General features: G+C 34.6%; 19 protein-coding genes and 1 pseudogene. 9 read left to right on the forward strand and 11 right to left on the reverse strand.

From position 1 onward, the window contains the following. Positions 1-197: 197 nt before the first annotated feature. From EGI22_RS14475 to proB, 6 genes are all read left to right on the forward strand, one after another. On the forward strand, positions 198-1,640 hold the full coding sequence (locus EGI22_RS14475; RefSeq protein WP_255069178.1) for an HlyD family efflux transporter periplasmic adaptor subunit: 1,443 nt from the start codon (positions 198-200) through the stop codon (positions 1,638-1,640). Positions 1,641-1,865: 225 nt separating this feature from the next. Continuing rightward, entirely contained in the window at positions 1,866-3,068 is a 1,203-nt protein-coding gene (locus EGI22_RS14480) for a TolC family protein (protein ID WP_255069179.1), read from the forward strand. 198 nt (positions 3,069-3,266) lie between these two features. Continuing rightward, positions 3,267-4,709 carry an asparagine--tRNA ligase gene (gene asnS / locus EGI22_RS14485; RefSeq protein ID WP_255069181.1) on the forward strand — a complete coding sequence of 481 codons (1,443 nt, stop codon included), beginning with the start codon at positions 3,267-3,269 and terminating at the stop codon, positions 4,707-4,709. 2 nt (positions 4,710-4,711) lie between these two features. Then, complete coding sequence (gene nuoH, locus EGI22_RS14490) at positions 4,712-5,800, forward strand: NADH-quinone oxidoreductase subunit NuoH (RefSeq protein WP_255069182.1); 1,089 nt, start codon at positions 4,712-4,714, stop codon at positions 5,798-5,800. A gap of 1 nt (position 5,801) precedes the next feature. Then, positions 5,802-6,362, forward strand: a complete 561-nt coding sequence (locus tag EGI22_RS14495; RefSeq protein WP_255069183.1) for a hypothetical protein — start codon at positions 5,802-5,804, stop codon at positions 6,360-6,362. 3 nt (positions 6,363-6,365) lie between these two features. Next, entirely contained in the window at positions 6,366-7,400 is a 1,035-nt protein-coding gene (gene proB, locus EGI22_RS14500) for a glutamate 5-kinase (RefSeq protein ID WP_255069184.1), read from the forward strand. 50 nt (positions 7,401-7,450) lie between these two features. On the opposite strand, the gene EGI22_RS14505 is transcribed toward proB, so the two are convergent. The 10 genes from EGI22_RS14505 to EGI22_RS14550 all read right to left on the reverse strand — a co-directional run bounded on the left by EGI22_RS14505 (position 7,451) and on the right by EGI22_RS14550 (position 17,273). Continuing rightward, positions 7,451-8,005 carry an OmpH family outer membrane protein gene (locus EGI22_RS14505; RefSeq protein ID WP_255069185.1) on the reverse strand — a complete coding sequence of 185 codons (555 nt, stop codon included), beginning with the start codon at positions 8,003-8,005 and terminating at the stop codon, positions 7,451-7,453. A gap of 27 nt (positions 8,006-8,032) precedes the next feature. Continuing rightward, positions 8,033-8,551 (reverse strand): OmpH family outer membrane protein, encoded by a 519-nt coding sequence (locus tag EGI22_RS14510; RefSeq protein WP_255069186.1) that lies wholly within the window; start codon positions 8,549-8,551, stop codon positions 8,033-8,035. A gap of 123 nt (positions 8,552-8,674) precedes the next feature. Continuing rightward, complete coding sequence (gene bamA / locus EGI22_RS14515; protein WP_255069187.1) at positions 8,675-11,281, reverse strand: outer membrane protein assembly factor BamA; 2,607 nt, start codon at positions 11,279-11,281, stop codon at positions 8,675-8,677. After that, on the reverse strand, positions 11,278-12,021 hold the full coding sequence (locus tag EGI22_RS14520; protein WP_255069188.1) for an isoprenyl transferase: 744 nt from the start codon (positions 12,019-12,021) through the stop codon (positions 11,278-11,280). The genes bamA and EGI22_RS14520 overlap by 4 nt, the downstream gene beginning before the upstream one ends. Positions 12,022-12,159: 138 nt before the next feature. Continuing rightward, positions 12,160-12,912 carry a DUF6089 family protein gene (locus EGI22_RS14525; protein ID WP_255069189.1) on the reverse strand — a complete coding sequence of 251 codons (753 nt, stop codon included), beginning with the start codon at positions 12,910-12,912 and terminating at the stop codon, positions 12,160-12,162. A 63-nt stretch (positions 12,913-12,975) separates the two neighbouring features. Then, positions 12,976-14,016: a DUF6089 family protein gene (locus tag EGI22_RS14530; RefSeq protein ID WP_255069190.1), complete on the reverse strand. Its 1,041-nt coding sequence runs from the start codon at positions 14,014-14,016 to the stop codon at positions 12,976-12,978. A gap of 67 nt (positions 14,017-14,083) precedes the next feature. Beyond that, positions 14,084-14,971: an NAD kinase gene (locus tag EGI22_RS14535; RefSeq protein WP_255069191.1), complete on the reverse strand. Its 888-nt coding sequence runs from the start codon at positions 14,969-14,971 to the stop codon at positions 14,084-14,086. Between the two features lie 12 nt (positions 14,972-14,983). Further along, the gene (locus EGI22_RS14540; RefSeq protein ID WP_255069192.1) at positions 14,984-15,640 is read right to left on the reverse strand and encodes a CBS domain-containing protein; all 657 of its coding nucleotides are present in this window, start codon (positions 15,638-15,640) and stop codon (positions 14,984-14,986) included. Positions 15,641-15,653: 13 nt separating this feature from the next. Then, positions 15,654-16,433 carry an alpha/beta fold hydrolase gene (locus EGI22_RS14545; protein WP_255069193.1) on the reverse strand — a complete coding sequence of 260 codons (780 nt, stop codon included), beginning with the start codon at positions 16,431-16,433 and terminating at the stop codon, positions 15,654-15,656. A 102-nt stretch (positions 16,434-16,535) separates the two neighbouring features. Further along, positions 16,536-17,273, reverse strand: coding sequence for a 1-acyl-sn-glycerol-3-phosphate acyltransferase (locus tag EGI22_RS14550; protein WP_255069194.1), 738 nt, complete (start codon positions 17,271-17,273; stop codon positions 16,536-16,538). Positions 17,274-17,417: 144 nt separating this feature from the next. Between EGI22_RS14550 and EGI22_RS14555 the strand changes: the two genes are divergently transcribed. The 3 genes from EGI22_RS14555 to EGI22_RS14565 all read left to right on the forward strand — a co-directional run bounded on the left by EGI22_RS14555 (position 17,418) and on the right by EGI22_RS14565 (position 19,948). After that, a complete protein-coding gene (locus EGI22_RS14555; protein ID WP_255069195.1) occupies positions 17,418-18,401 on the forward strand; it encodes an acyl-ACP desaturase in 984 nt (327 codons plus the stop codon). A gap of 78 nt (positions 18,402-18,479) precedes the next feature. Next, positions 18,480-19,592, forward strand: a complete 1,113-nt coding sequence (locus EGI22_RS14560) for a hypothetical protein (protein WP_255069196.1) — start codon at positions 18,480-18,482, stop codon at positions 19,590-19,592. 2 nt (positions 19,593-19,594) lie between these two features. After that, a complete protein-coding gene (locus tag EGI22_RS14565; RefSeq protein ID WP_255069197.1) occupies positions 19,595-19,948 on the forward strand; it encodes a VanZ family protein in 354 nt (117 codons plus the stop codon). A gap of 190 nt (positions 19,949-20,138) precedes the next feature. Here EGI22_RS14565 and EGI22_RS14570 read toward each other — a convergent pair. Continuing rightward, a pseudogene (locus EGI22_RS14570) lies at positions 20,139-20,383 on the reverse strand (DDE transposase); the annotation flags it as partial.

A 20,383-nucleotide genomic window follows, 5' to 3' on the forward strand; every position in this document is an offset into this window, starting at 1 on the left:
AGAATATATAAATAGTTCGGAAAAGCTCCTCTATACTGACATTAGGATATTGATGGGGGGTAGGGGTGTTTTTAGCACACGGATTTGACACGGACAATTTTAATTTATATTGCTCGAAACTTTGATTTTTTATAAATAAAAATCCGTGTCAAATCCGTGTTTATCTGTGTTCTATTATGCATTAGAAAAATAATATAATGAACGAAAAAGAATATATAAATAGTTCGGAAAAGCTCCTCTATACCGACATCAGGATATTGATGGGGGGTAGGGGTGTTTTTGAGCAAGAGTTGCTTCCAAAAGAAGCTTCTCCGCCACCAATTCCTCCCGAGATAGAATTTGAAGGAGATAATGGTGGAAATAGAAACCGCATGCCTGAATTGGTAAATTCAAATGTAGACGAAGTGCTCAACAAACCGCCCATCTGGCTTATTCGTTGGGGTACTACGGTCTTCTTTTTGGCTTTTGTTATGCTGATAGGCATTACTTGGTTTGTAGAATATCCCGACTTGGTGGGTTCTTCGCTCAAGGTAGTTGCCAATAATCTACCAAAAACTATCCTAAGCAAAACAGATGGTAACCTCACCCGCCTTTTTGCAAAAGAAGGCGAATTGGTGGAAAAAGGCCAGGTATTGGCCTATCTTGAAAGCACAGCAAGCCACGACGAAGTACTGCAACTTGAAGAAACGGTAAATACTTTGGTGAATTTTGCCCAGGAAAATAATATCAATGCAATTCAAAACACAAAGATTCCCCAGTATTTTAGCTTGGGTGAATTGCAAAAGTCATATCAAGCATTTCAACAAGCTTTGATGCAATCCAAAGCTGCTGCTAGCAATGGGGTTTTTGAAAAGAAAAAGGCAACCATTGGCAGTGAAATCGGTTCTTTAAGAAGACTTCAGGACAATACCAAAAGTCAATTGCAATTGCAAGAGCAAGATTTACAAATGGCTTTAGAAGAAGCCCAAAGCCAACAGCGACTTGCAGAAAAAGGCTTTGTGGCACATTTGGAAGCTAAAAATTCAATGAGCAAATATCTAAGCAAAAAACAGGCTTATGAACAAGCCAAAGGCAGTTTAGAAAACAATACCATTAACCAGACGCAAAAGCAGCAGGAAATATTTGAAATAGACAAAAACGTTTTGGATCAAAAAGTGGCGGTTATACAATCAATCAATACGCTCAAAAGCGACATAGAAGCTTGGAAACAAAGGTATATAGCTACGGCGGCTATTTCTGGCAAAGTGAATTTCTTAAGTACTTTACAAGAAAACCAAATGGTAAAAGCTGGGCAAGAGCTCATGTATATTCTGCCTGAGGGATCGGGTTTTTATGGGGAAATGATGGTGGGTCAATACAATTTTGGTAAAATTAAGGCAGGACAAGAAGTGATAGTGAAGTTTCCAAGTTATCCATTTCAAGAGTTTGGCACCGTTAAAGGCCAAATATCCTATATATCAGATATTGCAAAGGATTCTACGTATTTGGTAAAAGTGCAGTTTCCCGAAGGACTTATTACTTCTTCAAAAAAAGCTTTGCCATTTAAAAACGGCATGACGGCCTCTGGAGAGATAGTAACAGAAAATCTAAAGCTGATGGAGAAGTTTTTCTATGATATCCGAAAGTCATTGAAACGGTAGGTTAGTTATTTGTGCATTTTTATTGGTGTATTAGTTATTTGGTTTATTGGTTATTTCTGTATTAGTTATTGGTCATTTGCCTGCTTGTTATTTAGTAAAGCAGTTTTTTCTTGTTGGGAATTTATAATTGCTTGTGGGCATATTTCGAATTGTTTTTAATTTTTCATATTGATGGGGAAAATGTTGTTTTTAATTCTTCTTTGTTTTGAAATACATGCTCAAAAAGTGTACACTTTAGCGGAATGTATCGAGACTGCTTTTCGCCAAAATCCCGAAATTCAAGTGCAAAATCTGAATATTCTTAAATCCAATGATGCATACAGTTATTCTAAACTAAACAAACTCCCAAGCTTAAGTGGCAGTGTTTCGCAAGGGGTTAATGGCGGACGGAGTATAGATCCCTTCACCAATACCTTCGTACAGCGAAACATTTCCACCAATGCTTTTGGTGTAAGTACAAACTGGAATGCTCTAAATGGCGTAAACAAGCAAATAGAGCAAAATAGGCTGAATACAGAAGCTGAAAAGCAGCAATTGGACCTTCGCAAAAAAGAGCTAAAAATCAGTGTAATTGAAGCTTTTATGCAAGTTTTATTGGCCCAAGAATTTTTTAGATTGGCTACTGAACAAAGACTCGACTTGGAAAGTCAATGGTTAGGTTTGAAGGAAAAAGCCAAGGAAGGTTTAATATCCAATAGCCAAATCAGTGATTTTGAAGCACAAATCGGAAATGTAAAATTTGAAGAATTTAATGCAAAAAACAACCTTTCCCTTTCAAAATTAACCCTAAGCCAATGGTTAGGGTTTAGTGCGAAAACTGACTTTAATGTAAAGCAAGAAAATATATTATTTTCAGAATCAAAAGCTCAGCTAAGCTTTCATCCGTCTCAGAGAATCTTTGAAACCCAATTGCAAATAGCTAAAATAGCAAGCAAACTGGCCGAAGCAGCAAAATATCCTAGTATTAATGTTAGTGCGGGACTTGGCTCAGCTTATTCAAGTGCGGCCTCAGCAGAGTTTGCGTATTTCAAACAATTAAACTATAATCTCAATCAATATTTTAGAATTGGGCTCAATATTCCCATCTATTCCAATGGCCAAGTTCAGGCAAAAATAGCCAATGCAAATATTCAGGAGAGGATTATAAAAAAGCAAATAGATCAGCAAAACTTAAAGCTAAACCAGGAATTAGAAAAGCAAAAAATGACGATTGACCTGCTTAAAGAAAAATTAATATATGCTGAGATTAATCAAAATACCCAGTCTAAAGCCTATTTAGCAGCCAAAGAACGTTTTTCTGAAGGGATTCTAAATATCACAGAACTAAACACTTTCAGGCTAAATGCCGAAAAAGCCAAAATCACACGGATCCAAACCCAATTAGAATTGAATTATAAAGCCTTGATGCTCGAGGCTTTTTTAGAATAAAAAATCCTCGTTTGTGAATTTCCGGAAAGCTTAAAGTAATCTTTCTAAAGCTATTAGCTTTTCTTTATAAATTAGGCTAAGCTAAAATTGAAGCTTAAGAAATAATTTAAATCGCAATAATCCTTGAAATAGCGTAATAAATGATTGTGAAATCCTTAATTTTGCGGAGAATTTAATTTTTTATAAATTTTCGATAAAATGCAGATTAAAGACATTCTACAACTTTCGCCAGAAAGTCAAAAAGTTACAGTTAAAGGTTGGGTTAGAACCAAGAGAGGACAAGCGAATATAGTTTTTATAAATCTTAATGATGGCTCTACCATTAAGAACATTCAGGCTGTAGTAGAAGATGGAAAAATAGATGAAGAAACCTTAAAAAAGGTTACTACAGGTGCTTGTTTGGCAGTTACGGGTACTTTGCAAGCTTCGGTGGGAGCAGGTCAAGCACTTGAAGTAATAGTAGAAAATATCGAAATCTACGGTACGGCAGACGAGACTTTTCCGATGCAACCGAAAAAGCACAGCCTTGAATTTTTAAGAGAAAAAGCACATTTGAGATTCAGAACCAATACTTTCGGGGCTATTTTCAGAATTCGTCATGCTTTGGCATTTGCCGTGCATAAGTTTTACAATGACAACGGTTTCTTCTATTTGCATACGCCTATTATCACCGCCTCAGATGCTGAAGGTGCTGGTGAGATGTTTAGAGTTAGTACTTTTGAGCCCAATGCGGCTCCTAAAAACGAAGAAGGAAATATAGATTTTTCTCAGGATTTTTTCGGAAGAGAAACATCACTAACGGTTTCTGGACAGTTAGAAGGCGAGCTTGGAGCTATGGCTTTATCAAAAATATATACTTTTGGGCCAACATTTAGAGCCGAAAACTCCAATACCACAAGGCACTTGGCGGAGTTTTGGATGATAGAGCCCGAAATGGCATTTTTCGAACTCGAAGACAATATGAATCTTGCCGAAGATTTCATAAAATATGTAATAAAATACGCTTTAGATAACTGTCAAGACGATTTGGAGTTTTTGCAAACAAGATTATTAGACGAGGAAAAATCAAAGCCGCAAAACGAACGTTCGGAATTGAATCTTTTGGATAAGCTTAATTTTGTAATAAATAACAGTTTCGAAAGAATAACCTATACTGAGGCAATAGATATTTTGGTAAAGTCAAAGCCTGCACAGAAAAAGCAATTTCAATACGAAGTAGCTTGGGGTATAGATTTACAATCAGAGCATGAGCGTTATTTGGTTGAAAAGCATTTTAAAAAACCGGTTATTTTGACCAATTACCCGAAAGACATCAAAGCGTTTTACATGAAGCAAGACGAACCTTCTGACGCTGCTCCAGGGCCAACAGTTAGAGCCATGGACGTTTTGTTTCCTGGAATAGGGGAGATAATCGGTGGTTCTCAGAGAGAAGATAATTATGATAAATTGGTAGGTAGAATGGCCGAAGTGGGTATTGCTCCTGAAGATTTGTGGTGGTATTTGGATACGCGTAAATTCGGAACCGCTCCTCACTCAGGTTTCGGTCTTGGATTTGAGCGGTTGGTGCTTTTTGTGACAGGTATGGGAAATATCCGCGACGTGATTCCTTTTCCACGTACACCTAAAAACGCCGAATTCTAATTATGTTTTTATCACTTTTCATTTTCTTAGCCGTTATAGGTGCCAATGTTATCGTGAGTGTATATATCGAACGAAAACTTTCGGCATTTATACAAGATAGGCTTGGGCCAATGGAAGTGGGAAAATGGGGGCTATTACAGTTATTTGCTGATTTATTGAAATTATTTCAAAAAGAAGATATTATACCTGACAAAGCAGATAAGAAACTTTTTATGTTTGCTCCCTATTTGATTTTTATTGCCATTTTTGCCGGTTTTGCATTTATTCCAGTCAATAGACTTTTACAAGGTGCTGATCTACAGACGGGTGTGTTTTTGTTAATGGGAATAATTTCTTTGGATATTTTGGGGATTTTGATGGCTGGTTGGTCATCTAATAATAAATATGCATTATTGGGTTCGATGCGTTCAGTTGCTCAAATACTATCTTATGAAGTGCCCATTGGTTTGTCTGTATTGTGTGTAGTATTGATAAGCTCAAGTCTTAATATTCAGGAAATTATTACTCAGCAAGGTATTTTTTCAGGAGAAGCTAATTATCTATTTGGCATAAAAGCTTTAGGAATTGAAACCACGCGAATTGGCGGATTTTTGACTTGGAATATTTTTAGAAGTCCTTTTCTTTTAATTGCTTTTGTAGTTTTTATTATTGCTGCACTAGCGGAGGCTAATAGGGCACCTTTTGACTTACCCGAGGCAGAATCGGAGTTGATTGCCGGTTTTCATACTGAATATTCAGGTTTCCGTTGGGCCATTTTGTTTTTGGCAGAATACGGTATGATGCTATTACTGTCAATGTTTGCAGTCGTATTATTTTTAGGAGGTTGGAATACTCCATTTCCCAATATTGGAAGTCTTAAACTTGCGGATTGGACATCAGGCAAAAACAGCGAGATAGCAACGCACCTTTGGGGAGCATTCTGGTTATTTTCTAAGGCATACCTTGGAATGTTGGTGCAGATGTGGATCCGCTGGACTTTGCCAAGGATGAGAGTAGATCAGCTGATGTATCTTTGTTGGAAAGTTTTGACACCTTTAAGTTTGATATTGGTTTTGATTTCTGCATTTTGGAGGATATTGATGATATGGTAGAATGGCAAAAATAATCGAGCAAGATTTAGAAGAAGCAATTATAAACTTACCTGCCAAAGAGAAGAATAAGTTGCTGATTCGCCTGATTAATAAGGATAAGGTGCTAGTTGAGCAATTGCATTTTAAGCTATTAGAGCATCCTGAAATAGACTTGAAATTACGTCAAGATGCGGTCTCAGATGATATTAAAAATCTAAAAAAGCTAAATGCAATTAAATCCAGAGAATTGTTAATTCTACAGAGAATTTTTTTTGCCAAAATACTGTATCACAAAAGAATTACCGCTGATAAAGTAGGGGAGGTAAGATTAAGCGTGAAATTAATTTTGAAGTTTTTAAAAGATTATAATTCAGTTTTCAATAAGCCAGACTATAAGTATAATTTTAAACTGAATGAATTCAACATAAAGAAAACGCTAATGATGCTAAAGAATCTCAAAGCTTTACATGAAGATTACAGAATTGAATTTGAAGAAGATATCAATATAATATTAAGTTTGATTTACAATGGTATTCATGCTGATTTGGCTATGAGCTTAGGTTTACCTCGAAATATTGATTAATAAATGAAAAGACCGCTTTTAGTTTTAAAGTTTGGTACAGCTTCTATTACCAAACCATCTGGGGAACCAGATTTGGCGATAATTGAAGAAATTGCACGCCAAGTAGCTTCTTTGCACAATACTTACAGAATCGTGATAGTATCCTCAGGAGCGGTGGGAGCAGGGAAGCATTTTGTTCAGAATTATGAAGGGACTATTAGTCAAAAGAAAGCTGCCGCCGCTATTGGAAATCCATTATTGCTGAAAATGTACGACCAAGCATTCGAAAAATTTGGAATAAAAGTAGCCCAAAGTCTTTTAGAAAGGCAACATTTCGCCAACCGCCAACAGTTTTTACAGCTCAAAGAAACCTACGAAGAACTTTGGAAAAGCAATATTATACCTATTGCAAACGAAAACGACGTTGTGAGTAATCGCGAACTAAAATTCTCAGATAACGACGAATTAGCTACATTAATAGCAGGTGGATTTGGTGCCAGTAATTTAATGTTATGCACAGCCTCAGGAGGATTATTAAATAAGAACGGAGAGCTTGTCAGTACAGTAATGGAAATAGATGAGCAGATTTTAGGTATGGTTAGCAAATCAAAAACTGCTCTTGGTTTGGGTGGAATGGCATCTAAATTGACATTTACGCACCTCGCTACAAAAATGGGTATCCAAGTGATGATATTTGGTATGAAGGTAGAGGATGGAATTATTAATGCATTAAATCAAAAGTCTGGAACTACCTTTTTATCTCAAAAAGTCAAATTGTCTGCGAAAGATAAATGGATAGCGAGCGGAGGATTGACGGTTGGTAGAATCAGTATAGATGATGGAGCCAGTAAGGCTTTGTTGAATAGGAAGAGTTTGTTGGCGGTAGGTATTAGTCATTTTGAGGGAGAATTTGAAGCAGGCGAATTGGTTGAAATAATAAACGAGAACGCTCAAGTATTAGCTATTGGTCAAGCAAAACTTTCTTCAGTGGATTTAGCTTCAAGTTTAAAAATTCAGAACTTAGTCTTCGTCCATGCAGACGATTTAGTTTTGATATAAAAAAAGCCCTCAGTGTTTACTGAAGGCTCATTTTTAGAATATCTTTAAGCTTATTTCTTAGGCTCTTCTTTCACTTCTGCTGGAGGAGTAACACCCATTTTCTTAAATACCAAGTTAGTGATATTGTCAGATTCTGGAGCTACCAAGATTACTGGAGTTGTACCATATCCTGCGTCAGAATTTAATACATAAGTATAGCCATTTTCTTTTGCCACTGCATCGATAGCTGTTTGGATTTTATCCATAATTGGAGCTATTAATTCTTGTTGCTTACGAGAAAGTGCAGCTTCAGCGTTTTGTTGCAATTCTTGAAGTTCATTTTGCTTGTTTGTAAGAGACTTTTCTTTGTCTGCCTTTATAACTGCTGACATAGAAGCTTGATTTTTTTGGTAATCTTCGTAAAGTTTTTGAGCTTCAGCTAATTTATCTTGGTACAATTTATCGTATTGAGCTTTTTCAGTTGTTATTTTTGACTGAATATCTTTTGATTCAGGTAAATTTTGAAGAATAAACTCAATATTGGTATAACCCATTTTAAGGTTCTGTGCATTGATACTTAAACTTGCAAATAAAGTTAAAGCAGTAACAAATAGTTTGATTTTCATTTCTGTATTATTAAAAATTAATTTGGTTTACTTTTTTAAATTTAGACCTAACTCCTCTATCATAAAATCTGTATAATCGTGGCGAGGGTCTGCATAAAACATAGTCATGTCTGATGCTTTGTCAAAGATAAAACTAAGTTTATATTTTCGAGCTATTTTTTCGGATGTTTTGTATAAATCATCCATAATTGGCTTCAATATCTCCTTTTTTTTCTGAAATAACTGACCATTAAGACCAAAAATACTATTGTTTAGTGTTTTTAACTCTTCTTCTTTTTTTGCTATTTCAGCTAGTTTTTCCTTTTTCATATCAGAAGTTAATAGAATTTCTTCTTGCTGATATTTTTGTTTCATTAATTCTACTTCAGTATACTTTCCCTGCAAATCCTGTGTCCATTTTTCTGCAAATTGATTCATCATTTCATTTGCTTTTTTGTATTCGGGCATTTTAGCTAGAATATATTCGGTATCAATATATCCGAACTTTTGGGCAAAAGATTGAACACTTCCAAGTATCAAAAATAAAAAAAATATCTTTAACTTCATTTCTTTTAAGTTTCGTTATGTCATTTTTTATCTAATGGTTTTATGCATCTAAGACGAATTAGCATCGCTTAAGTTTATAATCTGAAAGTCGATTAACAATACTTTAACAGATAAAATTAAGTTTTATCTGATTTGTTGACCAATACTAAACGTAAATGCTTTTCTTCCTTTATTGTTAAGGCCAGGAATAGGGTCGAAACCATATCCATAATCAATCCCTAAAAGTCCAAAAGCCGCCATAAATACTCTAGCCCCAACACCAGCTGTTCTTCTTAACTTGAATGGGTTATAGTCTTTATAGCTTCCCCAGCTATTTCCTGCCTCAGCAAAAGCAAGGACAAATATCGTTGCTTGAGGATTCAATGAAACTGGGTATCTTAATTCGGCCGTATATTTACTGTATATTATTCCTCCAGTTCTAGAATATACAGAAGTTGAGGTTGATGCTTCTACTTTCTGATTATAAGTTGCTTCATAAACAACTCCTTCATCATATCCTCTTAAGCCAATTAACTCAACACCAATACTATTTGTGTTCTGTAAACCCATACCAGCACCACCCAAAACAAATCGACCAAACGGACTGTAGCCAACACTTGAGTTATATTTACCCAAGAAACCCATGTTCCCTTTAGCATGGAATATCAATTTGCCAAATACTGGAGCATACCAGTCTGCGTCAAACATCCACTTATGACCTTCTATCCAAAGTTTACCTGATTTTGGTGTTCCAAATAATGAATAAGGGGGGTTGAAGGTGGCATTTAAGGCTATGTTTGACCCACTTCTAGTAAACTGGGGGTTGTCTAAGCTATATCTTGAAACATTGAATCCTAGTGAGATATCATGGGCTTGGCCGTCTCTAAAATTAGACAACAAATATGAATTTGAAACATCATAATATTGATAAGACAAGGCAGAACTAAAGTTGAAGTTTCTATCTGGCCAATTTAATCTTTTTCCATAAGTAAGAGACCCTCCAGTATTTCTGAAATATCCTTGGTATAATGCAGAAGAGTAACTAGAACTGTAATAGCTACCATAGGAAGAATTAGAATAGTATTTAGCCATTCTATCGGCAATTTTGCTATAATCTTGAACAGAGTGAAATAAACTTACCGAAAATGAATTTGGTTTTTTGCCCCCTAACCAAGGTTCAGTAAATGAGATAGAATAGTTTTGGTATCCTCCGTTTGCCTGAAATCTAATTGCAAATCTTTGCCCATCGCCTTTTGGTAAAGGTTTGTATTCATTAAATTTCAAGATTTTTCTTATTGCAAAATTATTAAAAACAATACCAAATGTTCCAATAATACCTTGAATGCCACTCCATCCACCTGATAGCTCTATGTTATCATTGGATTTTTCCTCAACATTGTATTCAATGTTTACAGTTCCGTCATTTTGTGGAACTGGCTTTGGATCAATTTTTTGTGGGTCAAAATAACCTAATTTTGACAACATTTGAACTGTTTCTACTAAGTCAGTTTTGCTAAATTTCTGACCAGGTTTTGTCAAGATTTCTCTTAATACTACATGATCACTGGTTTTGGTGTTACCATTTAAAATGATTTTGTTTATGGTGGCTTGTTTTCCTTCAGTGATTCTCATTTCTATGTCAATTGAATCACCATCTACGGCAGTTTCAATTGGCTGACAACTAAAATATAAATAACCGTCGTCCATGTAATATGAACTTACGTCTTGTTGTGGTTTTCCATTTAGTTTTTTCTCAAGTTCTTCCGGGTTGTAAAGGTCGCCTTTTTTGATGTCCAATATTAAGGCAAGTGTATCAGAGTTTCTAAGATAGTTTCCTGTCCAAGTAATATTTCTATAATAAAACCTCTTTCCTTCGGTTACATTTAAAACAATATTTATGTTTTTGTCATCTACTTTATAAATTGAATCACTTTCAATTTGGGCATTTCGGTAGCCATTCTTGTTGAGAAACTTTACTAGGTTTTCTTTATCCTCTTTGTATTTTTTTTCAATAAACTTAGAAGGGGTAAATATTCTCAAAGGTGCCTTTTCCTTGGTACCTTTCATTTTAGAAAGCACCTTCCATTCTGGCAGCTCTTCAATGCCATTTAGCTGAATATCATTAATTTTTACTTTCGAATTTTTGGAGATATTAAAAACCAAAGCTGCATTATTTACTCTAATTGTATCAGCTATTTGTTGTACTTGTACTGTACAGTTTTTAAAACCTTTATCTAAGTAGTGTTTTTTGACTAAATTTTGGATGTTTTTTACCATGGCTTCGGTAATAACTTTGCCTTTGTATGTCTTTATTTTGTCTTCTACAGTTTCTTTTTCACCTTTTCTAATACCATTCAAGACTATTTTATTTAGCCTAGGACGTTCCTTGATGTCTAATTCTAAAAAAACAGTTTTACCTTCGACTTTGGTAATATTAATGGCTACATCTTCAATAATACCTTGCTCCATCAGTCTTTTAATGGCTGCCGCTATTCTTTCTCCTGGTATTGTTACTGCATCGTTTACATTTAATCCAGAAACTGATATTAATGTATTTGGGTCTAGGAATTTAACGCCCGTTACAGTAATTCCACCAATTACATATTCTTTCGGATTTGCATAGTCTACCAACTCTTCTTTAATTACCGATTGGTTTGATCTACCAACTCCGAGTTGGAATTGAGCAGCAACTATTTTGCTTGTGAAAATTAATGATAGGGTAAGTATTAATGGTTTTATAGAATACCTCATTTAATTGTTTTTATCTGTTCTCCTGTTTTTCCGAATCTTCTTTCTCTCTGTTGGTAGGTTTTTACTGCCTCAATCAAATGTTTTTTTCTAAAATCTGGCCAAAAAACGTCGTCTAAAAATAATAACTCTGCATAGGCTGATTGCCATAAAAGATAATTGCTAATTCTATGGTCACCTCCGGTTCTAATTAAGAAATCTACGTCAGGGTCAGGGAATGTTGAAAGAAACCCGTTGAACATCTGTTCGTTTATATCTTCTATTTTTAGTTCATCTGATTTTACTTTTGCTGCTATTTGTTTTATGGCTTGAACAATATCCCATTTGCCACTATAACTTAATGCTAAACTTAAAACCAAACCTGTATTGTTTTTTGTCTTTTCTATTCCTTCCAACATTTCGTTTTTGGCTTTATTGGGCAACATATTTAGGTCACCAATACATTTTAGCCTAACATTGTTTTTGTGAAGTGTTGGCACTTCATCACCTATGGTTTTTACTAAGAGACTCATAATGCCATCTACTTCAGCTTTTGGTCTACCCCAGTTTTCAGTAGAAAAAGTGTAAAGCGTGAGAAATCCAACACCCATTTCAGCACAGGCTTCTACGGTTTCTCTGACAGCCGCAATGCCATGATGATGGCCAAAAATACGCATTGCCCCTTTGCTTTTCGCCCATCTACCGTTTCCATCCATGATAACGGCAATATGTTTGGGTAAATTGTTTAAATCGATGTCTTCCAATTAAAAATTATATTTGTCCGTTTGAAAAGGATTGCAAAAATACAAAAAAGATAAAGGAATAAAAAGCAGTGAATGGAAAAAGGTAAAATATTGTAATAAAGTAGTTTATTGCTACTTGGAATGTTAGAAAAGTAAGTTTTACCTACCTGGCGGACAATGAACTTTATAGAATAAATAACTTACGGAGAATGAAACCATAAAGTATTTGTCTTTTTCTTTTGTGTTTGGGTATTTCAATAATGCAAAGTTCTTATCTCCACTGTCAAAGGCCGTATATAAGCTTTGAGGGTCAGGATGGTCAGGTGAAAATCCAAAACCATCAAATAGGTCTGAATTTTTCTTCCTTAATAGTACTCTGGTGCTAAATTCCACTCCAAAATTCCATTTTCCATTTAATATTTTTTTATAACCAACTCCAAAAGGCAAAATTGGATCAGGTCCAGCAATTTTGTTTGAAATTGTAATATTGCCTCGCGAATCAAATTTTCTTTTCAGATGCTGATAATTTCCAAAACCTCCAAAAAGATAAGGCGTCCAAGAATGTTCATATCTTCCATTATGAGTTCTGAAGTTCAGGAAGTTATATTCTACTTGTCCATAATAGTCCCATAGTGTATTGTTGAATTTAAGACCACGGTACTTGTTTAAAGCATTGCCAGATCTTTTGTCATTTCCAGAGACCATTCCAAAACTTGCATTTCCTTTTATTGAAAAAACTTTAGAAATATTATACCTTACAAAGAGATTTGTAGCAATAGAAGGATTAAATACCCTGAAAGTAGGTTGTAAGTCTCCTTTGTAATAAGTAGGGCCAGCACCTGCACCTATTTCAAGTTTTTGAGAATAGACAAAATGAGAAATTAATACAAAAATCAGTGTTTTTTTAGACATACCTTTTGGACAGAACCCCAAAGTTCCTCTTTTTTTCTTGAAATAAAAAAAGTAAAGGTCAAATCATTTGATAACTGGACATTTGATACTATTGCTCAAAACATAACTTATAGTGAATTGAGTTAAAACATAACTGTCAATTCTTTTTGAACCCCTTTTGCTTGAATATGGATATATTTGTTCTGCATTGGTGGAAGGGGCAATTCCTGCTGTGCTAAATCCCTGTTGAGAAGCTGCTTGGATAAAGTTTTGGATTCTTAGGTCTCCTGTAGTTGCAGAATAATCTTCTCCTGCTCGATAGCTTAAATTAGCTGCATCTTGACCATAGTTCGAAACCATTAAACTTTTTGATGGATAACTAGTATTTCCTACATCATCCAAATAATCAAAAGGAGTTAGTCTTAAACCTGCTTCTGCTGAAAAATCAAATTTTTCGTTCAATTTTATTTTAATTCCGAGTGCAATAGGCATTACAGGTTGTACTAGCGAATAAGATTTAACTGTTGAGCCTGGTATTCCCTGTCCTGAAGTATTGTATTGTCTAAGGGCCTCCCATTTTGCCTTTATTGGTAATCCCGTAGTATTGTCAAAAGTCAATGGACCTCTAGCCTTCGGATTGTGTCCATATAGTCCAATTCCTACAGCTGCATAAGGCATAATTTTATTTCTACTTTTTGCACCTTTACCAAATTGAGGTAAAAAATTATATATACCTGAAACTACAAATTCTTGAAGGTCATTTCTGAAATGCATATTTCTAATATAATTTGCAGAAAGTTTTTCTAAGTTTTTTGAAGCATAGGTATTATCATCCCCGTAAATTCTAGCATAAGTATATGATACTCGAGCGGAAACGTTTGACGTTAATGTCCTTGTATAGTTAATAGTGCCATTCCATCTTACATTGGTGTATAATCCATAATAAAAATAACTATATGGAGCCAAATCACCATAATAATGAGAACTGCCACCGCCTATTCCAACAGAAGCGTATTGATTCAAAACGTTTTTTTTGCTAAACAGGCCCTTTTTCTGAGCAAAAAGGTTTGTAGAAACAATCATCAGTATAATCAAAAGAAGATTGTTGATTTTTTTAATGGGCATAAACATAGCGTTTCCTAGTTTTATCGAATTTGTCAAATAACGAATAAAATAACTTTATTATTGAGTATTAATTTTTATTTCTAATATCGTCTCCCCAATTTAATTTTTTTCGCATGGTTGAAAGAAAACTCAATCCGTCTATTTTGACCAATTTGGCCTTAAATTTCTCTAAACTGATATTGATTTCACCAACGTCGTCGCCTATTATTGCAGCTCTGGAGTCCATAGAAACTAGAAAGTTATTGCTTCTGCTTTCTACTTTTAAAGTAATTTTACTTTGACTTGAAACTATCATCGGTCTAACGAATAAATTGTGTGGGCAAATAGGAGTGATTATGAAATTTTCTGAATGTGGCATCACCAAAGGTCCGCCACAACTCAGATTGTATCCGGTAGAACCTGTTGGGGTTGTTACCATCAAACCATCTGCCCAGTAGCTATTCAAAAACTCACCATCTATGTATGCATGAATCACAATCATAGAAGAAGTATCTGTTTTTGAAATCGCTATTTCATTCAAAGCAAAATTCATGCCTGATTCAAAAAACTCATTATTAGCTTCGGCATGTACCATTAATCGCTCATCAATCTTGTATTGCTTCGCTGCAATTTTTTTGATAGTTTTCTTGATATTTTGAGGCTGTATGTCTGTTAGGAAACCTAACCTACCGAAATTTATTCCTAAAACAGGTATTTCTTTGTTTGCAACTAAGCCTAAGGTTTCTAGAAATGAGCCATCTCCTCCAATGCTTATAGCTATGTCAATATCCAATAGCTCAGACGATGAGTTAAAAGTTTCGGATTTCTCAAAGGCTATTTCCGCTTCTTGTAATATTTGGGCGAAATATTCAGAAATCTGATAAGTTATGTTGTGGTTTTTTAGTTCATTAAAGAGCTCCTGTATAGCAGATGAAGATTCGGGCTTGAATACTCGACCATGTATTGCAAATTTCATAAAAAAACAATTTTAGATACTTAAATACTTCATTAATAAGTCGTATCTGTCTTTTTCAAGATTGGATACAGGCTCAGAAGCATAATATGAAACTACATCATATCCATACCGCTCCAATGAGTTTATCACCCCGCTTATTTGAGCTATGTCTAATTTTAAAGTTAAATGAAGATGATTTGCACTGTCATGAAACAAAAATAAGCTGGTTATTTTCGCATATTCATATTCTATTATTTTCGATATTTCGGAGAGCGAGTATTCTTTGTTGTGTAAATTGATTTCTATTAAACCTCCATTGTCGTCTAAAGAAAACTTTGCAATAAATTGCTCATTTATTTCTTTTTTCTCTACAATCCCTAAAAAGGTTTTTTGTTCATCAAAAACTGGTAGGATATCCAATTGTGTTTTTGAGAAAACCTTTATTAATTCGAACAAAGGGAGGTTTTCGTCTATATAATTTAATACTACTAAAGGCGAAATGTCAGAAAGCATGGCATCATAATCAAATATATGAAGCTGATCTTCCGAGAAAAAGCCTTTAAATTCTTCGTTTTCTAAGTAGGGCAAATGAACAGTTTTGCTTTCATTTATCAACTGAAGAGCACGATCTACATTGTCAGTTTGTTTTAATACTGGAATGTTATTGTCAATTAGTTCTTTTGCTACCATTTGGTAGGTGTTTTTATTTTAGTGTCGGTTCTGATTCTTTTATTTTATCCAAAAAGCCTGCCATATATTCACAGAATATTTCAGGCTGCTCCATCATAGGTGCATGGCAACATTTGTCTATGAAATGCAATTCAGAGTTAGAGATCAATCTGTTGAATTCATGCCCAACGCTCGGTGGAGTAATTGTATCATTCAATCCCCAAATCAAACACGTAGGAACTTTTATAGCATTTATCTCTTTGGCCATGTTGGTCCTCTGAGCAGATTTGGCTATTTGGACAATATTCATACATTTCGGAATGCTTGAGGTTATTTCAAACACTTCATCCAAAAGTTCTTTGGTTGCAGTTTTTGGGTCATAGAATGTATATTCTACCCGCTCTTTGATGTATTCATAGCTACCTCTTTTAGGAAATGATCCACCCATTGTATTTTCAAAAAGACCTGAACTACCTGTCAATATCAAAGATTTCACGTTGTCTTGATGTGCTAATGTGTATAGCAATCCAACGTGTCCGCCCAAAGAATTACCTAGGACGATAATGTCTTTTAAGTTTTTAAGTTCGATGAATCTTTCGATAAAGGCTTGTAATCCTTCAAGGCTAGCTTGTCGCATGGGCATGTCATAGATAGGCATAACAGGAATTACCACTCTATAGTTTTCTTTAAAACCTTCAATTACGCCATCGAAATTGCTTAAAGCACCAAATAGGCCATGAAGTATCATTAATGGTTGACCTTGGCCTTCGTCTATATATTTAAATTCACCTTCGGTGTAAATCTCGTAATTCATGTTTGAGTATTGAAACAGTTTGTTGGTTTAATGCAAAAAAACAAATATTTATAAATTTGTTGTTCTTTGTGTCGTGAAAAAACGAAATAATTGGCAAAAATGCTATTTTTTGTTCAAAAAATCATTGATTTGTTTCTCCGCTTCTATTACAATCTCTTCAGGAGTTTTACCAGTTCTTTCGATTGGACTCAATGTATTCCATGACATTTTGGTGAAACTTGTCAAAGGAAATATGCCTTTTGGGTTAAATTTGCCAGTGTTACTAAGTGCAATAGGGACAACTGCTGCTTCAGGGCATTTTTTTAAGAGGGTAGCTACTCCACCTATAGCAAAAGGCTTAAGTTTTCCATCTCTAGACCTAGTTCCTTCGGGAAAAATCACTGCTGAATATTTATTTGAATAGATATATTTTGAAAATTTTATAATTTCAGAAATGGCTTGTTTTGGGTCTTTTCTGTCTATCAAGGCTGCTTTTCCTACTCTAAGGTTATAGGAAATGCTCGGTATACCTTTCGAAAGTTCAACTTTAGAAATAAACAACGGTGTATGTTTTCTTAAAAACCAAATAATGCCAGGTATGTCAAACATGCTTTGGTGGTTGGAAATAAAAATGATTGTTTTGTCTTTGGGCAGGTCGGTGTTTATTTTAAACGTGACTGAAGATCCCGTTAAGTACCAACCAAATACTATCCAGAAATTTAACCATTCTACGGTTTTTTGATGAGCTTTTTGACCAAAAGCTTCGTAGGCAATGAATTGAATACCATGGAAAATGACCAAAATTATGCCGAAATAGAGAAGATAAATGGAACCTAGAATGTAATCGAGAATTTTCTTCACAAAGAGAATTTTTCTGCAAATTTAATTATTTTTTTCGAATTAGTAAGTTTCAATGATTTCTCTAAAATAGTTTATTTTAATACTGCAATTGTCCTTAGACATTAAATTTTATTTACTTTTGTTTATTATTTAAAAAATGAAATTATGAAATTACCGGTTTCTAGAATAGAAGTAATGAGGTTTGTTGGGGAAAAATTAGATGCTTTAATTGAAGAGTTTTTGAATCCCATTGAAACCAATTGGCAGCCAGCAGATTTTTTGCCTGATTCCACACAAGATAATTTTACGTCAGAACTTAAAGATTTGCAGGCATCTTGTAAAGAACTGCCATATGATTATATGGCTGTATTAGTTGGCGACTGCGTTACTGAGGAGGCTTTGCCTACATATTCGTCATGGTTGATGGCGGTAGATGGCGTAAATCAGGTAGAACAGAAACAAACTGGCTGGACTAAGTGGGTGAGATGGTGGACTGCAGAGGAAAATAGACATGGAGATTTGTTGAACAAATATCTGTATTTGTCTGGTAGAGTGAATATGAAAGAAATGGAAACCTCGACACAATGGTTGATAGCGGATGGTTTTGATATTGGTACAGATACTGATCCTTACAAAAACTTTGTTTATACCTCATTTCAAGAGTTGGCCACGAATGTTTCCCACAGACGTACAGCCACTTTAGCCAAAAAATTCGGAAATGCTCATCTTTCTAAAGTTTGTGGAGTGATAGCAGCTGACGAAATGCGTCACGCAAAAGCCTATAAGACATTTGTAGAAAGATTTTTTGAAGTTGACCCTTCGGAAATGATGTTGGCTTTCGAGTATATGATGAAAAAGAAAATAGTAATGCCAGCACATTTTTTGAGAGAAACTGGACAAAAAATGGGTGATGTATTTACGCATTTCTCTGATTCTGCTCAGCGTTTGGGTGTATATACTACAATGGATTATATTAAAATTTTGGAAGATTTATTGGTAGATTGGAAAATAGATAAGATTTCCGAATTAAACGATTCTGCAGAAAAGGCAAGAGATTATTTGATGGCATTGCCAGATAGATTAAAAAGAATTGCAGACCGAACCAAAGTGCCTGAACTTGCGTATGAGTTTAGCTGGATTACCAGATAATAAAAATAATATTTCAGAAAGCATTGATGGAGACTTCAATGCTTTTTTTTGTTTAATTTGGATGAATTTTAAATAAAAATGAAATATTCAATTATAGTAATTCTAGTTTTTTGTCAAGTTTTGACATTTGGTCAGAGCAATTGGAAAAAAGATTCCACGGTTATTTACAATAATGAAGATTCTTCGAAAGTGTATAGGTTTGGAGGAGTGGCTATTTCACATGCGTTTATTTCGCCATATCAGAATAAGCTCTTAGTAACTGATAAATATAAATCTAATGACAATAGAGGTATGTATGTTAGTTTAAATGAACCCAGAGTAGATCTTATATCTCCAGATTCTACCACAGTTGGTTTGGCGGAAGGAGTAAGTGAAAGTCATAATGTTTTTGTGGCTAATAATTACGCCAATTTTAAATCAGGGACTTATTTTTCTGATGTTCACAATAGCACTGCTGAGTTGAATTTTGTAAGAGGAAGTAAAGATGTCATTGGATTTAGAGATGGTGGTCATTTAGTTAAATCTTCGGTTTTGAAAATTTCCGGAACGTTTAGTAATAATCAAAGGACTTACAGAAATACGGAATTTGACCTGATAAATCTACGTTTTTTTACTGATCCATTGTCGAATAATCTTGCTATAATTGATAATTTTTATGGCTTGAGACTAGAAGATTTTAGAGGAGTAAATGCTTCAATTATCCAAAAAGGCTGGGGAATATTTATTAAACCCAGTGTCTTGAATAATTTTTTTGCAGGGAAAGTGGGCATAGGTACTCAAAATGTTACGCATAAATTGACCATTGAAGCTGTTTCAGATCCTTTAAAAATTACTGGCCTTGCTAATCAATCTAGTCCTGAAAAGGTTTTAACAGTAAATTCTGATGGTGAAGTGTTTAAGTCAAATTTGGCGGATCAGGTACATCCATTCATGGTTTCTACATCAGATGTAAGTCTATCTGATGAAGTAGAGATTTATATTCATAAAGGCCCAGATGCCATGTTTACTTTGCCTGCAGCCAACACAAGAACGGGCAAGGTTTGGAAAGTAAGTAATGTCGGAACAGGAACTATAACTTTAAATTTGGGTTTTTATGATGGGAATGAAATCAGAACAACTATTCTGAACAAGTCAGGTGCCAATAATTTTAATATTTTTTCAGACGGAACAGATTATATTTCTATCAAATGATTTTGCAAAAGCTTGTTGATTTTTTCTATACTAAATCTTATTTTTCTGTTTTTCTAACACTTTTTGTGGCGTTTTTGTGTTTTATGCCTTCGGAAAATTTACCAGAAGGTCCCGACGACAAAACTGCTCACTTTCTGGCTTTTGGGGCACTTTCTTTTTCATGGCTAATGTATCAAAAATCTTATTTGAAGACTTTTTGGATGATGGCAACTTTCGCAGTCTTAATAGAAATTGTTCAATATTTGCTTCCAGAGCATTTCCATAGAAGCTTTGATTTGTGGGATATTTTTGCAGATGTTTTGGGTATTTTTATAGGGTTTGTTGTTGGATTAGTTTTGAATAAATTAATAAAATAAAAAGGGCGTCCTTGATAATTGCTAAAAAAATACTGTTTTTCAAGAATCCAGTCTTTCACGAGTCTGGATTTTTTGTTTTTTGGCTTTGAGAATTCTTGAAAAATTTACATTTTCATTTTTTTGTTAGCAATTCTTGTTTTTTAGATGAGTTTGGGCAGTCTTATCCCGTGATATTTCTCTTAAAAGTTTTTCAAGCTACTTTTTTGACTTGTTTTTGTTGCCGTTTTGATAGTCGGACGACATTTGCAGTAAAGATTCCGAAGAACATCCACACGATTTGTGTTTCTGGTGTTTTTGCTTTGATTTTCCTTAGGCCATAGTTTTCTTTTTCCGTGCCAAATGAGCCTTCTAGGCGTGTTCCTCTTTCTATAGAAAGGATGGTTTTAACTTTTTTGATATTTTTATCTGTTACTTTTTTACCCTTTGCAACAAAAT

Source organism: Lacihabitans sp. LS3-19, from assembly GCF_024343575.1.
Lineage (GTDB): Bacteria > Bacteroidota > Bacteroidia > Cytophagales > Spirosomataceae > Leadbetterella.

Bases quoted from the DNA above. Each gene is read 5' to 3' on its own strand.
- bamA (WP_255069187.1), bottom strand. From the start codon at position 11,281: ATGAGGTATTCTATAAAACCATTAATACTTACCCTATCATTAATTTTC.
- EGI22_RS14560 (WP_255069196.1), top strand. From the start codon at position 18,480: ATGAAATATTCAATTATAGTAATTCTAGTTTTTTGTCAAGTTTTGACA.
- nuoH (WP_255069182.1), top strand. From the start codon at position 4,712: ATGTTTTTATCACTTTTCATTTTCTTAGCCGTTATAGGTGCCAATGTT.
- EGI22_RS14525 (WP_255069189.1), bottom strand. From the start codon at position 12,912: ATGTCTAAAAAAACACTGATTTTTGTATTAATTTCTCATTTTGTCTAT.
- EGI22_RS14475 (WP_255069178.1), top strand. From the start codon at position 198: ATGAACGAAAAAGAATATATAAATAGTTCGGAAAAGCTCCTCTATACC.
- proB (WP_255069184.1), top strand. From the start codon at position 6,366: ATGAAAAGACCGCTTTTAGTTTTAAAGTTTGGTACAGCTTCTATTACC.
- EGI22_RS14535 (WP_255069191.1), bottom strand. From the start codon at position 14,971: ATGAAATTTGCAATACATGGTCGAGTATTCAAGCCCGAATCTTCATCT.
- EGI22_RS14530 (WP_255069190.1), bottom strand. From the start codon at position 14,016: ATGCCCATTAAAAAAATCAACAATCTTCTTTTGATTATACTGATGATT.
- EGI22_RS14510 (WP_255069186.1), bottom strand. From the start codon at position 8,551: ATGAAGTTAAAGATATTTTTTTTATTTTTGATACTTGGAAGTGTTCAA.
- EGI22_RS14505 (WP_255069185.1), bottom strand. From the start codon at position 8,005: ATGAAAATCAAACTATTTGTTACTGCTTTAACTTTATTTGCAAGTTTA.
- asnS (WP_255069181.1), top strand. From the start codon at position 3,267: ATGCAGATTAAAGACATTCTACAACTTTCGCCAGAAAGTCAAAAAGTT.
- EGI22_RS14555 (WP_255069195.1), top strand. From the start codon at position 17,418: ATGAAATTACCGGTTTCTAGAATAGAAGTAATGAGGTTTGTTGGGGAA.
- EGI22_RS14495 (WP_255069183.1), top strand. From the start codon at position 5,802: ATGGCAAAAATAATCGAGCAAGATTTAGAAGAAGCAATTATAAACTTA.
- EGI22_RS14545 (WP_255069193.1), bottom strand. From the start codon at position 16,433: ATGAATTACGAGATTTACACCGAAGGTGAATTTAAATATATAGACGAA.
- EGI22_RS14540 (WP_255069192.1), bottom strand. From the start codon at position 15,640: ATGGTAGCAAAAGAACTAATTGACAATAACATTCCAGTATTAAAACAA.